We start from the raw sequence: 15175 nt of genomic DNA on the forward strand, positions 1-15175 counted from the left end.
CTGCCTGCCGGCAGGCGAACCTCAATTTTGCTACGGGAGTGATCATGGCTACACGTTCAACTATCATGGATACCAACAGTTTTCGCGCCGAGCATGCCGACGGTCTGAGCGCGGACGTGCGCAAACTGACGGATAAACGCAGCCAGGTGCTGGGCGAGTCTTACCGTCTGTTCTACCGTAAGCCGGTTCATCTGGTGCGTGGTAAGGGCCAGTATCTGTGGGATGCTGCAGGAGATAAGTACCTTGATGTGTATAACAACGTTGCCAGTATTGGTCACTGTCATCCGGCGGTGATTGATGCGGTGTACCAGCAGATGAATCAGCTGAACACCCATACCCGCTATCTGCATGAAGCGATCCTCGACTACTCCGAACAGCTGCTGGCTACCGCACCGGCGGCGATCGACCGCGCCATGTACATGTGCACCGGGTCGGAAGCCAACGACCTGGCCATCCGCGTGGCACGGGCTTACAGCGGCGGCAGCGGGATCATCGTCACCCAGGAGTCTTATCATGGCACCAGCGACCTGACGTCCGGGGTTTCCCCGGCGCTGGGCAGCGGGCAGCCGCTGGCAGCCACCACGCGCCTGGTGCCGCCGCCGGATCGCTACCGCGTTGATGCAGCGGATCTCGGTGCCTGGTTTGCCGATCGGATCCAGCAGCAGATTGATGATATGGCCGCACACGGCATCAAATTTGCCGGATTCCTTGCCGATTCGATCTTCTCCTCCGACGGCGTGCTGCCGGGGCCAAAAGGGTTCCTGCAGCAGGCCATCGACGTGGTACATCGTAACGGCGGCATCTTCATTGCGGATGAAGTACAGCCCGGATTCGCCCGTACCGGCGAAGCGTTCTGGGGTTTTGCCCGACACCATGTGGTGCCGGATATCATCACCACCGGCAAGCCGATGGGTAATGGCATTCCGGTGTCCGGGCTGCTGGCGAAAAGCGATGTGCTGGCAGCGTTCAGCGATGATATTCCTTATTTCAATACCTTCGGCGGCAACCCGGTAGCCATGGCGGCGGCACAGGCGGTGCTGAAGGTTATTAAAGAGGAAGAGCTTCAGGAACACAGTCGCGTTGTCGGCGCGAAATTGCTCAACGAGCTGGCAATGCTGAAAGAGAAATATGAGTGCGTGGGCGACGTGCGGGGTTCCGGCCTGTTTATTGGTTTTGAGCTGGTCAAAGACAAAGCCGGCAAAACGCCGGACAAGCAGCTGGCGCTGGATGTCACCGAGATGCTGCGTGAGGATCGCGTGCTGACCTCCGTCGCCGGGCCGTATGGTAATGTGCTGAAGCTGCGCCCGCCGTTGGCGTTTCAGCAAAGTGACATCGACTGGCTGGTGGGTGCGCTCGATAAGTCGCTGGCGGCACTGAGCCGTTAAAAGCTCCTTAGATCATTTGCTTGTAACCTGGCGGATAAAGATATAACGCCGTTACCGAGCGCGTTGTCACTGATACCCTTATGAATGGCGGGGCATTGATAACCCTTTTACCACGGGTTTATTTAACTATAATGATCCGACTGCTTACGTGGTGCTGATGAGCAACTCGCAGCACCGCCCTACATGACTGGAGATGAAGAACATGAGTTATACACTACCATCCCTGCCCTATGCCTACGACGCGCTGGAACCCCATTTCGACAAGCAGACGATGGAAATCCACCACACCAAACACCATCAAGCCTACGTGAACAACGCCAATGCCGCGCTGGAAGGTACCGAGTTCGCTAACCTGCCGGTTGAAGAGCTGATCGCCAAACTGGACCAGCTGCCAGCCGATAAGAAAGGCCCACTGCGTAATAACGCGGGTGGCCACGCTAACCACAGCTTCTTCTGGAAAGGTTTGAAAACCGGCACCTCTCTGGGCGGCGATCTCAAAGCAGCCATCGAGAGAGATTTCGGTAGCGTTGACGCCTTCAAGGCAGAATTCGAAAAAGCGGCAACCACCCGTTTCGGTTCCGGCTGGGCGTGGCTGGTGAAAAAAGGCGACAAGCTGGCGGTGGTTTCTACCGCTAACCAGGACAGCCCGCTGATGGGTGAAGCCATCTCTGGTGCATCCGGCACTCCGATCATCGGCCTGGATGTGTGGGAACACGCCTACTACTTGAAATACCAGAACAAACGCCCTGACTACATCAAGGCTTTCTGGGACGTGGTGAACTGGGATCGGGCAGCAGAGAACTTCGCCGCCGCTAAGTAACCGAGTCCACGACGATAACCGGTGACCTGTTCGCCGGTTTTTTTGCCTGCCAGCGACATCCCTTTTCTGACCTTCGATTTGCTTAATCAAATTTCACCACAAACCAGCACAACCACCCTCAAATCAGCGTTACTCCGCTGTTTTCTACTGATTAAACCCCAGGCCCCAGCGCTAAAGGCTGTAGTTTATGGACATCTGGATGGCTAAGAATCGTTTGTGTTAGCTTATTCCTTTTCGTTAGTTGCTTGCCGTGACAATCCATTAAAAAATGCGGCTCATTCACTTGTTTCAGCCAGAGAAAATACGCCTATGACAGCGATAAATCGCCTTGAAATGCGCCAGATTTCGATCGGTTTCGGCGGTTTTACGGCGCTTAAATCCGTCGATTTGACCCTTGAAGGGCATTCTGTCCATGCGTTGACCGGAGCCAACGGTGCCGGAAAGTCCACGCTGATGGCGGTGCTTTCTGGCGCGCACGACCATTACAGTGGAGAGATCCTGCTCGACGGCCAGCCGGTGACGATCCGTAGCCCACGCGATGCCAGGCAGTTGGGCATTCACCTGGTGCAGCAGGAAGTCGATGTGGCATTGGTTCCCGGCCTGAGCGTGGCGGAGAACATCATGTTGGATCGGCTGGCGGAAGGAGGGCATATCCTCCGCTGGGGCGAGATGCGCCGTCAGGCACGGGTATTGCTGTCGCAGCTGGGCGTACAGACAGACGTGCGCCGCAAGGTGGAACGGTGCTCGCTGGCGGAAAAACAGCAGATCCTGCTGGCGCGCGCGTTGTCGCATCACTGCCGTTTTCTGATCCTTGATGAACCCACCGCTCCCCTTAACCAGCATGAAAGCGCCAGGCTGTTTGCCGTGTTGCGTCAGCTGCAAAGCCAGGGGATTGGCGTGGTGTTTATCTCCCACCGCATCCACGAACTGATGGCAATCTGCGACCGGCTAACGGTGCTGCGCGACGGGGAACGGGTCGGGAGCGGCGCAATGCAGGGACTGAGCGCGGAACAGATTATTGAGCAGATGATCGGTCATCGGCTTGGCGACCTCTATCCGCCGCGCCGCGCGCCGTTCAGCACGGAAAAACTGCTGCATGTTGCCGGGCTGCATGATGAGAAACTGCTTCAGGATATTAACCTGACCTTGCATAAAGGCGAGATCCTTGGCATTGCCGGACTGGCCGGAGCGGGAAAAACCGAGCTGTGCAAGGCGCTGTTTGGCGCCAGCCGCTGCCGGGTACAGCATGCCAGGCTGCACGGTCAGCCGTGGCAACCCTCTTCCCCCCATGCGGCGGTGGCAAACCGTATGGCGCTGATCCCGGAAGAGCGTCGCAAAGAGGGGGTTTTTATCGCCGAGTCGGTGATGATGAACCTTAGCGTGAGCGCGGATAACCGTTTTTCGCGCTGGGGTCTGTTCGGTCATCGCCTGGCATGGCGCTGGGCTGAAGAGGTGATTGCGCGTTTGGGGATCCGTACTACCGGACCGCGGCAAACGCTGCGCAGCCTGTCTGGTGGCAACCAACAGAAAGTCGCCATCGGCAAATGGCTGTGCAATGACGCGGATATTTGGATTTTTGACGAACCGACCAAAGGCGTGGATATCAAGGCTAAAACCGATCTGTTCGCCCTGATAGACGGGCTGGCGCGCGAGGGCAAAGGCATCATTTATGCCTCTGGCGAATTTGCCGAGCTGACTGGCCTGTGCGATCGCATCTGCGTGCTGTGGGATGGCAGAATTGTGGCAGAAATAGCCGCCGACGCCGCCGATGAACAGACTCTTTTACATTATTCTACCGGAGGAACGCCTGCGTGAGCAGCAAAGAACTTTCCCTGAAAGCGGCTCCGTCCGCACGGCATCAGTTATTTGATTTTCTCTATAAGTGGGGAATGTTATTAACGGTAGTCGCATTAATTGCTGGTTTCGGCATCGCCTCGGACAGCTTTCTTGAACCGACCAATATCATCAATATTTTACGCTCTATAGCGATAGTGACGGTGATGGCGGTTGGCGTATCGATTTCGCTGACCATCGGGGGTTTTGACCTTTCGGTTGGCTCCACCGCGTCGTTGGCGAACTCATTGGTTATCTCGCTGTTCGTCTGGTACGGCTTCGGCCCGACTCAGGCCATCGCTCTGACTCTGCTGCTGTGTACCCTGGTTGGCCTGTTTAATGCTTTTATGATCGTAGTGTTGAAGATCCCCGACATGCTGGCAACGCTTGCCAGCCTGTTTGTGGTACAGGGTGTGGCGATGACATACAGCTATGGGGGATCGATTACCGAAAATATGGTTCTGCCCAATGGTGATATGGCCGCCGGAACCCTACCGTCAGCGTTTTCACTACTTGGGCAGGTGCCGATCATCGTTATCGTGATGCTGGCGGTGACCATAGTGGCACAGCTGTTGATGTCGCTAACCAAACATGGCCGCCGCATGTATGCCATCGGTGGTAACCCAGAAGCAGCAAGGCTTTCCGGCATTCGCACAGGTCGTTATCGCGTGCTGGCCTATGTGATTTCGGCGTTGCTGGCCGGGCTGGGTGGTATTTTGCTGGCATCACGCATAGGTTCATCGCAGATTAACGCCGGCGGTGGTTATCTGATGGATGCCGTGGCAGCGGCGTGGATAGGATTATCGCTCGCTGGTGCGGGCAAGCCCAACGCGCTGGGAACATTGCTGGGCGCGGTTATTCTGGGAGTATTACAAAATGGCCTGGTGATGCTGTCCGTACCTTACTACGCGATGGATATTATCAAAGGCCTGGTGCTGGCGGTTGCGCTGGCTATCACTTACGTTCAGCGCGTGCCGGGCGCGTAGCTTTCAACAGGGGTAGTAAAATGAAAAAATTCGCTTTATCTCTGCTGGCCTTGAGCCTGCTCACCGCTTCACCGGCCTTCGCGGCCGTACCTGCGGCAATCGCTAACCACTCAGGCCCGGTGCGTATTGCGGTGATCCGTAACCTCGGTTCCGACGACAACACCACCCAGTTTGTCGCCGGAGCCGTTCAGGAAGGCCGCAAGCTGGGCTTCAAGGTCAGCACGTTCCTGAGCAACGGAGACGATGCCCGCTTCCAGGACTTTGTGAATCAGGCCATTAGTCAGAAGTACGACGGTATTATTCTGTCACATGGCAAAGACCCTTATTCAACCGCACTGGTGAAACGCATTTCTGATACCGGGATCAAAGTGTCGGTGTTTGATACACCCGTCAACCAGCCGATTGCTGGCGTGACGGTGACGGCGCAGGATGATGCTTCGCTGGCACAGCTCTCCCTTAACCAACTGGTGAAAGATAGCAACGGTAAGGCGAATATAGTCAAACTGTGGGTTGCGGGCTTCCCGGCTATGGAGCGGCGTCAGGTCGTTTATGAGCAGATGCTGAAAGCGAATCCGGGCATTCACCAACTGGAGTCAATTGGTGCGGTTTCATCTGACGTGCAGGGCGACACGGCCAATAAGATAGGCGCTATTCTGGCGAAGTATCCTAAAGGCAGTATTAATGCAATTTGGGGATCGTGGGATGCGTTCGCCCAAGGAGCTTATAAAGCTCTGCAAGAGAACGGGCGTACCGAGATTAAACTTTACAGCATTGATGTTTCCAATCAGGATTTGCAGCTGATGCACGAGAGAAACAGTCCGTGGAAGCAGACGGCAGCGGTAGACAGTAAGCTGATTGGTGCGACAAATATGCGGCTTGTTGCCAATAAAATTGGCGGCGAGGCAACGCCGGCCAGCTTTCAGTTTAAAGCTGCGGCTATCTCACAGGTCGATCTGGCTGCCCAAAGTGGGGCAGTTAGCGTTGCCACTCTGAGTAAAATCATTCCGGGCTGGGGGGCATCGGACGACTTTGTGGCCCCGTGGTTTGCCGACCTTGAAGCGCAGTACGCGAAAAAGTAGTACAGGTACGTCATCTTGTAAAATAAGGGGTTATCTGCTTCAGGGGTAGATCCCTCAATTAACCTTAAAATGCTGACCATTAGCGGTGGTCAGCAGGCTGGCGTGGCAGTTCAAAAGATAGTAGTAACTCGACGTAGTTAAAAGAATGAGCGGACCTCTCGCCGCTCGCGCATGTTCACAGCAATGCCATAAGTGAAATGGTTTACTTTAAACGGCACCTGTCCATTCAGGATGCACTAAGAAGATTATCAAGTGGCTTCTGCCGTTATGGGAATGGCGTAACAGACTGTTATTGTTCATCGGGCGAGAAAATCAAACGGAAATAAGTATTATCTTAAATATGATGGTGGCGCTGCTTCTGCGTTGACTGAATATTAAGCTCTCACTTTATGCTTTTACACAACCATCTTTAATTCATTAAATCAGCCATGCCTGGCTAAGATTTATCACTATTTGCAGACTGGAAGAATAAAAGTCAATTCACTGTTGTGGTGACCAGATATCAAGGGTTATTAAAACCACCAGGAACCAGCTTCTGGGTTATGGGACTAAAGTTTTTTTTTCTTATTCAATGGGGCTAACAAGGCTTTCAGGTTGGTAATAATAAAGCCTGATTGACGATGGATGGATTTTTCCACACTGACCACGGCGTCAAGTCGAAAGCCGACTTTAGGGATGGTGGTAATCATTATTTCTGTCACCGCCAGCTGTGAGAATGCTTTTCTCAGCAGGCTGATATGGTTGCTTAAGTTGCTGCCAGAAGGGGTGAGATCGTGATCTTCCCACACTTTTTTTATCAAATCCTCGCGCGTCATTATTTCACCAGCGTGAATAATTAATTCAGTCAATAATCTTGTTCCAGGCCTGGATAGCTGTAACGTTGAGTCACTGTTATCAGTCAGTTTCAGTAACCCATTTAATGAATCAAAACAGAGGTTATGATTAATAATGTAGTTCATTTTTTCCACCAGCCAAATAAGTTTTTTTGTCATCGCACTGTCTGCACCGCGCAAGCTGTTTGCGGTTTCCTGTAACTAAGAGCCATTTAAATATTGTTAAGCCAGGTTTGACATTCCGGGCATCATATTGGTAAAGCTAAATATTCAGGTGATTTGTTTAATATTATTGATGTTATGTCCCTTCAGGAATATTTTATTCTTAAAATTCACAATAAAGTGGCTAATAATAATAATATTACTTAATAATTGAGATTAAGTTTTTTTTTGCTATTTAGCGTATTATCATTGGTGCGCTATGTTTTTACCGCTTTTATAATTTGCAAATAGATTCGGCAGGAGCCGGGTATAACAAAAGGAGTAGTGCAATGCGTGAGAACAGCATCAAGAACATTAAGCGAAGAATGTCTGTAGATAAAGTCATTAGTGCGATAAATGAATTCTTTGAAGAGCAAAATGCTAATAGCGCGCCCTCAGTTTTTGCCAGTACCAGAGATATCGCCAACAGATCGGAATTGAGCATATATAATGCCAGGCATATTTTAATTAAACTAGAGCAAGAAGGTGTTATCACCTCATTCAAACTAAACAATAGCAAAAGTTTGTACTGGAACAAGACCAAATCTTTCAAGGGTTAATTTCATCACCGGCTAAAAAATGGCGTATTCGTTCTGTCCGAATACGCCACGATTGATACGGGGAAAATAAATTTTTCACCCTGGTCAATTAGTCAACTTAACTGCCACGCAGGGATTCACACCAGCCTTCCTGTATTAACCAGTAGCTAAGCTCTGCGGGGCGAACCATATTAAGTTTTGACATGATGTTTCTCTTATGCGCACTGACCGTTTTCTCACTAATATTCAGGAATCGCGCAACGCCGCCGTTGCTGATGCCACGCGCCAAATAACGAAGAATTTCGGTTTCACGGCGGGTCAGGTTATTACTGGAACGATTAACGCCTGAAGGAGTAAGCCGGGTGCGAAAGTTATCCAGCTGTTCCAGCTGCTCGTTGACTACTGCCAGTATACTTTCGACTGATTGATTACGATAAAGTGTCACATAATGATGCATGCCGTCCGTTGTGATATCCAGCTGGCTCTCTTCGTGGGGGTTATTTTTAATAATAAAGACGCAGAGGGGGCGCATAGACATGCGGCGGTTCAGGTAGTGAATATTTGCTAAGGATAATGACTCTTCTGCCAGAAAGATTATTTTTGCACGGCTATTAAAGGCAGATTCAGTATAATCAGCGTTTATGCCCTGCTCTAAAAGATTTTCGTAAACGCTACTCTTTAACCCTTCAAAGTAAAAGCGGTTCGGATCGTTGATGACAATCGTGATGTTGTTTTTTTTCATGGCCAATTACCTGAAGATATCCCTAAACAGAGGCATTGATTAAGCGCCTCTACGCAGCTCCTGAATAGTACCTTTCTAAAATATTATATTGAAATTAAACTCCTGACGATATCAATGTTCGCCTTTTGGTCTATTACGACATTTGATTTTGCTTTGATGTATTTGGATTGCCAGATAAATCGCGAGTGGGAATTATTATTTTATTTTCGACACTAAATATCGAGATAAAAAAAATCTGTTTTTTATTTAATAAATTTAGCACTTGTGATTTTTGTCATGGAGGGCAATGCCAGTCTTCAATCAAAACAACTTATGGAGTCTGAATTCAGGTACGCATGCTGGTTACGCCGATTGCAGAACGCGGCTGGGCGGGTTTGTTGGGTGGCGAGAAGATGATGTGAGATGCGTTGGCACAACATGAGCAAACAGGAAGGAAGCATCCTGCTTGCTACATCACCAGCATCCGGGTGCTCAGAACGAGGTTTTAGCGAAGCCGGTCATCTCTTTCAGGCCCATTTCCCGACCCAGCGCGCTGGTAGGGTGAACAATCACCAATCCGCGTACGCTTTTTTTCAGCGCCCCCATATTGGCCTGTTCTTTTTTGGTGATGGGTCGGCTGAATGGCAGCTTATTGAGCTGTTGTGCTTCTTTACCCAACTTTTCGGCACGTACGCCACGCAGGCGCTCAATTTCGGCTTGTAGTTTATCTTTTTCTTTCAGCAGCTCACCCAGTTTTTCGCTGTCCCCGGAAGCCAGCAGTGCGGGTTCTTTGTGATTCAGCGCATCCAGTTTGTCACTGAGTTCTTTAATTTCTGCCTGTACTTTTTCTTTCATTGTTCTTAACCATTAAATGGAGTCATTGCAGCAAAGAATACACGAAAGTGGGGCAAAGAGGGAAAGGAGTAGGTTACTTTTTGAAAGCCCGCCTGAGGCTAAGCCGTGAAATTAGCGCAGTCAACGACAGCACCATTGTGGAGCGCACCACCTGCTGATAGCGCTGCTGCTGCATAACACGCAGTTCGGCATCATGGCTGGCAAAATCAGGAAAGGCCGGTAACGTGCTCATGCAGTGCAATGCGCTAATTGGTCCAACGATTTCATCGTCCGTGAAACGGTACTCGCTACCGTCATGGTTCAAAGCTTCGCGCAGAGCCATCAGGCGTTCACAGTCTTCATATTCATGGCGATTAATCACCCCAAGGCCATAAATTAGCTTCAGACGAACAGACAGCTTAGCCAGCGGACCATCGCCGTGCAACAGAGGTTCTACGGCGTATTTGACGGCATAATCGTCTTTACGAAATACCTGTTCTACCAGCATGTTAACCGCATCGGCCAGCATTTCTACGGCGGCGATAAGCAGACATCTCACCGAGCGTCCTACGTTCAGGCGTTCAAGGACCTGATTTTCGAAAGCCTGTGATTGCCCTGTCAAAGACTGTAATTCATTCATATGGATTCGTATTTTTGCGCAGACGCAGCGGTGCTGCGCCCTGTTTGTTCATCCGTGAGGAGCGTTCGACATTATGCCAGGGTATGCCAGGCTTTCACTACCGCTTTAACCACATCGCTGTCGCTATCCAGCCCGGAGATTTGAGCCAGCGTGGTGGCGACATCCTGGTGGGATAGCAGTGCAGCAAGTTCAAGCGCTTGCGGGTCCTGGTCGCTACGGTAATGCAGCGCTGCGGCAATGCCGGTGACCAGATTATCATTCGGCAGATGGTACTCCAGGGTGCCCAGCGTCGGTTTAATCAGGCGGTCGCCCGCACTCAGTTTGCGGAGCGGCTGGCGACCCACACGCTCAACATCATCGTTCAGGTACGGGTTTTCGAAGCGGTTAAGGATTTTCTGGATATAAGCAGCATGTTTATCTGCAGCAAAACCGTAGCGCTTAATCAGCACCGCGCCGCTTTCTTCCATGGCTCCTTGTACAATCGCCCGAACATGCTTATCCAGTACCGCCTCGCGAATTGTTTTATGGCCGGCCAGCTGGCCGAGATAGGCAGCGATAGCGTGGCCGGTGTTGAGTGTGAACAGTTTACGTTCGACAAACGCCATCAAATTGTCCGTCAGTTCCAATCCTGGAATATTTGGCAACTCGCCTTTAAATTGGGTTTTATCAATAATCCATTCGCTAAAGGTCTCAACCGTCACCTCCAGCGGATCGCTGCTGTCCGCTGCAGAAGGTGGAACGATACGATCGACTGCAGAGTCGACAAAGGCGACGTGCTCTTCCAGCCAGGCGTGATACTGCCCGGGCAACTCCCGCAGTACATGCGCTTTAAGCTGCGTAGTGCCGCGCACCATGTTTTCACAGGCGATAATATTTAGCGGTCGGGAATTAGCGCTATCACTGCGTTTGGCAATACCTTTTGCAATGCCACCGGCTATACGTTCAAGGATTTGCGGACCCACCGCCGTGGTGACGATATCAACCTCAGCTACCAGCGCAATAATATCATCGCTGGCGCTGTGCACGGCATTGACACCTTTCACTGTCTCAATCTGCGCTTGCTCGCCCACGACGTGAACCAGATATTCGCCACGGGCGTTAAGGGCATCCAGTACTACCTGATTGACGTCGGCGAAAGTCAGCTGAATTCCTGCATCGGCCAGCAGTTTACCAATAAAGCCGCGGCCGATGTTACCGGCACCAAAATGTAATGCTTTCATAAATATTCCCGTATTAATGATGCAAATCTCATGTATTCCCGCAGCAATAAGGGCCGGGCATTCCCGGCACCCATTGAGGGATCACGATCAAAACGGCTTATCGACTGGTTTTACCTGACAGGAGGTCCAGAACTTCCTGTACATCTGTCGTGGAGGCCAGGCGTGCAATCACCTTTTCGTCATCCAGCGCGTTAGTCAGGCTGGTAATGACCTGGATATGTTCGTTATTACGCGCAGCGATACCAATCACCAGGCGAGCGATGTCTTCAGGTTCTTCACCGAAGTGAACGCCGGCAGGGTACTGGCAGAATACCACACCGGTTTTTAGCACGCGGTCTTTAGCTTCTACTGTTCCGTGCGGCACGGCGATAGATTCACCGAGGTAGGTTGGCGTCAGTTCCTCGCGTGCCAGCATTGCCTCCACGTACTCCGCCTCCACGTAGCCGCCCTTGACCAACTGCTCACCGGCGAAGCGAATAGCCTGCTCTTTGTTGCTGGCGTGATTGCCAAGAAATACGTTGCTGGCGCTCAGTTTGAACAGATTTTCCTGGTTATCTTCAAGGCTGTCATTGAGTACCGCGCTGACTTTCTCACGATGTTCGGCAGTGCGGCCTGCTTCCGCCAAACGCGCCGTCAATTCATTATACAGCCCGCTATCAAGGAAGTTAGTCAGCGAAATATGCTGCGCATGAGGGGCCTGACGCATCGCTCGTTCAGTCAGATCGCGGTGGGTAATCACCAGGTCTGCATCGCCCGGCAGGCTGTTGATCGCGCTGTTAGTGACCGAGATATTGCTCAGTCCCGCTTCACTCACTTTCTTACGCAGTACGCCAGCTCCCATTGCGCTGGAACCCATGCCGGCATCACAGGCTACGATGATTTTGCGTACGTGGCTCAGGTCACCTTGCAGGCCCTTGCCATCCGCTTGCGCAGCAGCCGACGGCCCTTTGGACTGGGATTTCATTTCCTGCATGCGGCGTGTTGCTGCTTCAATATCATCAGACTCTTTCGCCTTGCTGGTTTTCAGCAGAATAGCCGCAACCACGAAGGAAACGGCAAAGGCTGCCGCAATCGCCGCGATGTTAGCGAAGTAGGCTCCCTTTGGCGTCATGGCCAGTATGGCAAGGATAGATCCCGGTGAAGCCGGAGAAACCAGGCCGCCGTTTAACAGTGTCAGGGTGAAAACGCCGGTCATACCACCGAGGATCACGGCGAGGATCAGGCGAGGGTTCATCAGCACATACGGGAAGTAGATTTCGTGAATACCGCCGAAGAAGTGAATAATGGCAGCCCCACCGGCCGACTGTCTGGCATTGCCACGGCCAAAGAATATATAGGCCATTAGCACGCCCATTCCCGGGCCAGGGTTAGCTTCAATCAGGAAGAAAATCGATTTTCCGGCTTCGCTCGCCTGCTGGATACCCAGCGGCGAGAAGATCCCGTGGTTGATGGCGTTATTCAGGAACAGAATTTTTGCCGGTTCCACAAAGATGGAGGTCAGTGGCAGCAGATTATTTTGTACCATCAGATTAACGCCGGCGGCGAGAATATGTGACAGTCCCTGAACCATTGGACCAATCGCCAGAAATGCGAGGACAGCCAACAGCATGCCGATGATACCGGCAGAGAAGTTGTTGACCAGCATTTCGAAACCGCTTTTGATTTTACCATCAATCCGGCGGTCGAAGGTTTTGATTGCCCAGCCACCCAGAGGACCGGCAACCATCGACCCGAGGAACATCGGCATGTCAGCACCAGCGATAACGCCCATGGTCGTGATCGCCCCCACTACGCCGCCGCGATCGCCGCCGACCAGACGGCCACCGGTATAACCGATCAGCAGTGGCAGCAGGTAGGTGATCATTGGCGCCACCAGCTTCGCCAGCGTGGCGTTCGGCAGCCATCCGGTTGGGATAAATAGCGCGGTAATGATACCCCAGGCGATAAACGCGCCAATATTTGGCATGACCATATTACTCAGAAAACGACCAAAGCTTTGAATTTTGATCTTGATGTCTGATGAGGACATATAAACTCACCTCTTATAAGTACGCGCTAACCCAATAAGAGAGCGCGTTGATTTTTGTATGAGACGTTACGGCGTGGCCGCTGGTGTCACTGTATGCCGGCAGACTCTATCATGTGAATATGGCGTTTGCGTAGCCAGGGGATTAAGTGTGATGCGGGTCACTTAATTGCAGGGGGTGCGGGGTATTTTTTAGTGACATGAGTCACGAAGTGTAAAGATATTCGCAATGTTATGTAGAAAAAAAGAACCCGAAGGGATCCTTTATGTGATTTTACTCACAATTTTTTTTGGGTGTTTATGCTGGCAATGTGATTTTGTTCACAAAAAAATTTACTGCACTAACAACGATGCCGCCAGGCTAAAAAAAGGGATATGTAGATAAAATCAGCAGATTATTAATAAAAAATAACTTTTATCACTGTGCCAGTGCGAGAGAGTTAAATTTAAATTTTGACACGATTATTGCCAACATCGATTGATCTGCAACCAGTCGTTATTGGATTTGTCATGGCAGGCACCATTTTGAATCGAAGTGAAACAGGGTTGAAGTACCGGATGCATGGTACAAATTCCGCTAGCGTCATAAGAATCATTTCCTCGTCTGTTAATCAACGGGACAGCAACGGCGGCCAGCGCTGAATTGCTGCGAACCCCCCGGCTTTGCGCAGCGTATGCCAGGCTGTTTAGTCAATATAGGTTTCAACGGTGAGAATATAGCAGATGATCGGGCCAATTTTTACGCACCTGGCCAGTAATAAACGGTTGTAAATTTTTACCCATAAGGGGCAGCGTTGTTTCCTCTTGCTGTAATCATCTCAACATGATTGAAGAGTGTGATAATTGCTGGCCTCACCGTCATATTGTGAAATTGCCTGAATGTCACCAAAATAGATTTTCTATCAGTAAAAGCGTTTTTTTTGTGTGTTGCGCCAGTTTATCTGGCTGGCAACAGGAATTTTGATTTAAAACAGTAAGGTGAAAACGGGGAATTCGTCAGTTGTCATTAGTCGGGGTGGGAAAAGTTTCAGGGTGGCAGGGATTGAAAGGAGTCTGATTACAGGGCAAATCTGGCTTCGGCGGCAGGCGTACAGCAGAATGTCGGCAAAGAGTGACTCGCCTGAACACGCTGAACGTGGAGTAAACTCCGAAGGGGCAACGTTGTTGCCCCTTTACATTTTCAGCGTTTAGTTAACGCCTCCTTGCAGTATTCGCTGCGCCTGAGAAAGAGCCTGAACGTTATTGCTCAAATTACTCATCAGCGTATTGTACTGCGTTGCCTGCTCCTGAGTGGGGAACTGAATAGCCGGGCCGTTAAAGCTGACTCGTGCTCCCTGCTGCTGCAGAAAGTCTCCGGTTTGCACCACATCCTGACTGAGCATTTGTAATGCCGGCAATAGCGGCGACAAGGAAGCGGCAGGCCGGACCACCACTTTATTAAACACGTTATCGTAAACGGTTTTCAGGTCTTCAGGCTGCTTCAGCGAGGCTTTACTGCTGTCGGCCAGCGTTTTCGCTGTCTGGATCTGCTGACCGAGCACGCCGAGAGAACCGCTCGCCTGGCGCAGCGCGTCGCGGTGCGTCAGATAATCTTGCGGTGTGCGGATAGCAGAAAGCTCATCAACCACCGGCTTCAGACCGGAATCTACCGCCCGGTTAATCTGTTGGGCGAAACCGTAGAGAATGGCATAGTCGCTGACATAGTTGCCGAACTTCTGCTTCTGATCCTCGCTCAGGCTTGGCAAATGCTCGCCGCTGCGCATCACGGTATTTTGCAGAAAATCGACAAACGCTTTGCGCTGTTCGTCTTCTTTATCGCCGCAGCCGGTCAGCTGCGTTACCAGCAACAGTGCCATAAACGGCACCAGCACGCGCGTCCAGATGCGTGATAATCCTGTCTTCATAAGAAATAAACCCCTGTTAACAAATTCCTGTCATTTTTGCCTGCACAATCAATCTTGCGTAAAGAATAGTCGAAATCAATTTTTATGGATAGTTGTCTCTGAACAGCTGAATTTTATCCTGTTTGACTTCCGCCAGCGCAGCCATATCAGGAAA

13 protein-coding genes are annotated in these 15175 nt (G+C 51.1%); 6 read left to right on the forward strand and 7 right to left on the reverse strand.

Translation table 11 applies throughout. From position 1 onward, the window contains the following. Positions 1 to 44: 44 nt before the first annotated feature. The 5 genes from JGC47_RS00125 (at position 45) to JGC47_RS00145 (ending at position 6103) form a co-directional block, all read left to right on the forward strand. A complete protein-coding gene (locus JGC47_RS00125) occupies positions 45 to 1385 on the forward strand; it encodes an aspartate aminotransferase family protein (RefSeq protein ID WP_004161111.1) in 1341 nt (446 codons plus the stop codon). A gap of 202 nt (positions 1386 to 1587) precedes the next feature. Beyond that, entirely contained in the window at positions 1588 to 2205 is a 618-nt protein-coding gene (gene sodA, locus JGC47_RS00130) for a superoxide dismutase [Mn] (RefSeq protein WP_004161110.1), read from the forward strand. A 309-nt stretch (positions 2206 to 2514) separates the two neighbouring features. Continuing rightward, positions 2515 to 4020, forward strand: coding sequence for a sugar ABC transporter ATP-binding protein (locus tag JGC47_RS00135; protein WP_004161108.1), 1506 nt, complete (start codon positions 2515 to 2517; stop codon positions 4018 to 4020). Further along, positions 4017 to 5024: an ABC transporter permease gene (locus JGC47_RS00140; protein WP_004161107.1), complete on the forward strand. Its 1008-nt coding sequence runs from the start codon at positions 4017 to 4019 to the stop codon at positions 5022 to 5024. The genes JGC47_RS00135 and JGC47_RS00140 overlap by 4 nt, the downstream gene beginning before the upstream one ends. A gap of 20 nt (positions 5025 to 5044) precedes the next feature. Further along, positions 5045 to 6103, forward strand: coding sequence for a sugar ABC transporter substrate-binding protein (locus tag JGC47_RS00145; protein ID WP_004161106.1), 1059 nt, complete (start codon positions 5045 to 5047; stop codon positions 6101 to 6103). Between the two features lie 548 nt (positions 6104 to 6651). Here JGC47_RS00145 and JGC47_RS00150 read toward each other — a convergent pair. Then, positions 6652 to 7095 carry a winged helix-turn-helix domain-containing protein gene (locus tag JGC47_RS00150; protein WP_004163508.1) on the reverse strand — a complete coding sequence of 148 codons (444 nt, stop codon included), beginning with the start codon at positions 7093 to 7095 and terminating at the stop codon, positions 6652 to 6654. A 332-nt stretch (positions 7096 to 7427) separates the two neighbouring features. Between JGC47_RS00150 and JGC47_RS00155 the strand changes: the two genes are divergently transcribed. Next, a complete protein-coding gene (locus JGC47_RS00155) occupies positions 7428 to 7697 on the forward strand; it encodes a FaeA/PapI family transcriptional regulator (RefSeq protein WP_004161103.1) in 270 nt (89 codons plus the stop codon). Positions 7698 to 7794: 97 nt separating this feature from the next. On the opposite strand, the gene JGC47_RS00160 is transcribed toward JGC47_RS00155, so the two are convergent. The 6 genes from JGC47_RS00160 to JGC47_RS00185 all read right to left on the reverse strand — a co-directional run bounded on the left by JGC47_RS00160 (position 7795) and on the right by JGC47_RS00185 (position 15021). Continuing rightward, a complete protein-coding gene (locus tag JGC47_RS00160; RefSeq protein WP_004161102.1) occupies positions 7795 to 8418 on the reverse strand; it encodes a helix-turn-helix transcriptional regulator in 624 nt (207 codons plus the stop codon). A 471-nt stretch (positions 8419 to 8889) separates the two neighbouring features. Beyond that, a complete protein-coding gene (locus JGC47_RS00165) occupies positions 8890 to 9252 on the reverse strand; it encodes a YibL family ribosome-associated protein (protein ID WP_004161101.1) in 363 nt (120 codons plus the stop codon). A gap of 73 nt (positions 9253 to 9325) precedes the next feature. After that, positions 9326 to 9871: an MltR family transcriptional regulator gene (locus tag JGC47_RS00170; protein ID WP_004161100.1), complete on the reverse strand. Its 546-nt coding sequence runs from the start codon at positions 9869 to 9871 to the stop codon at positions 9326 to 9328. Positions 9872 to 9942: 71 nt separating this feature from the next. Continuing rightward, positions 9943 to 11091 (reverse strand): mannitol-1-phosphate 5-dehydrogenase, encoded by a 1149-nt coding sequence (locus JGC47_RS00175; RefSeq protein ID WP_004161099.1) that lies wholly within the window; start codon positions 11089 to 11091, stop codon positions 9943 to 9945. 97 nt (positions 11092 to 11188) lie between these two features. Beyond that, entirely contained in the window at positions 11189 to 13120 is a 1932-nt protein-coding gene (locus JGC47_RS00180) for a PTS mannitol transporter subunit IICBA (RefSeq protein ID WP_004161098.1), read from the reverse strand. 1184 nt (positions 13121 to 14304) lie between these two features. Further along, positions 14305 to 15021 carry a DUF3053 domain-containing protein gene (locus JGC47_RS00185; RefSeq protein WP_004161096.1) on the reverse strand — a complete coding sequence of 239 codons (717 nt, stop codon included), beginning with the start codon at positions 15019 to 15021 and terminating at the stop codon, positions 14305 to 14307. Between the last annotated feature and the right edge of the window lie 154 nt (positions 15022 to 15175).

The organism is Erwinia amylovora (assembly GCF_017161565.1).
GTDB lineage: Bacteria > Pseudomonadota > Gammaproteobacteria > Enterobacterales > Enterobacteriaceae > Erwinia > Erwinia amylovora.

What these genes read in the sequence shown, in the direction of transcription:
- JGC47_RS00160 (WP_004161102.1), bottom strand. Translation starts at nt 8,418, where the DNA reads ATGAAAAAAAACAACATCACGATTGTCATCAACGATCCGAACCGCTTT.
- JGC47_RS00185 (WP_004161096.1), bottom strand. Translation starts at nt 15,021, where the DNA reads ATGAAGACAGGATTATCACGCATCTGGACGCGCGTGCTGGTGCCGTTT.
- sodA (WP_004161110.1), top strand. Translation starts at nt 1,588, where the DNA reads ATGAGTTATACACTACCATCCCTGCCCTATGCCTACGACGCGCTGGAA.
- JGC47_RS00155 (WP_004161103.1), top strand. Translation starts at nt 7,428, where the DNA reads ATGCGTGAGAACAGCATCAAGAACATTAAGCGAAGAATGTCTGTAGAT.
- JGC47_RS00175 (WP_004161099.1), bottom strand. Translation starts at nt 11,091, where the DNA reads ATGAAAGCATTACATTTTGGTGCCGGTAACATCGGCCGCGGCTTTATT.
- JGC47_RS00180 (WP_004161098.1), bottom strand. Translation starts at nt 13,120, where the DNA reads ATGTCCTCATCAGACATCAAGATCAAAATTCAAAGCTTTGGTCGTTTT.
- JGC47_RS00150 (WP_004163508.1), bottom strand. Translation starts at nt 7,095, where the DNA reads ATGACAAAAAAACTTATTTGGCTGGTGGAAAAAATGAACTACATTATT.
- JGC47_RS00125 (WP_004161111.1), top strand. Translation starts at nt 45, where the DNA reads ATGGCTACACGTTCAACTATCATGGATACCAACAGTTTTCGCGCCGAG.
- JGC47_RS00145 (WP_004161106.1), top strand. Translation starts at nt 5,045, where the DNA reads ATGAAAAAATTCGCTTTATCTCTGCTGGCCTTGAGCCTGCTCACCGCT.
- JGC47_RS00135 (WP_004161108.1), top strand. Translation starts at nt 2,515, where the DNA reads ATGACAGCGATAAATCGCCTTGAAATGCGCCAGATTTCGATCGGTTTC.
- JGC47_RS00165 (WP_004161101.1), bottom strand. Translation starts at nt 9,252, where the DNA reads ATGAAAGAAAAAGTACAGGCAGAAATTAAAGAACTCAGTGACAAACTG.
- JGC47_RS00170 (WP_004161100.1), bottom strand. Translation starts at nt 9,871, where the DNA reads ATGAATGAATTACAGTCTTTGACAGGGCAATCACAGGCTTTCGAAAAT.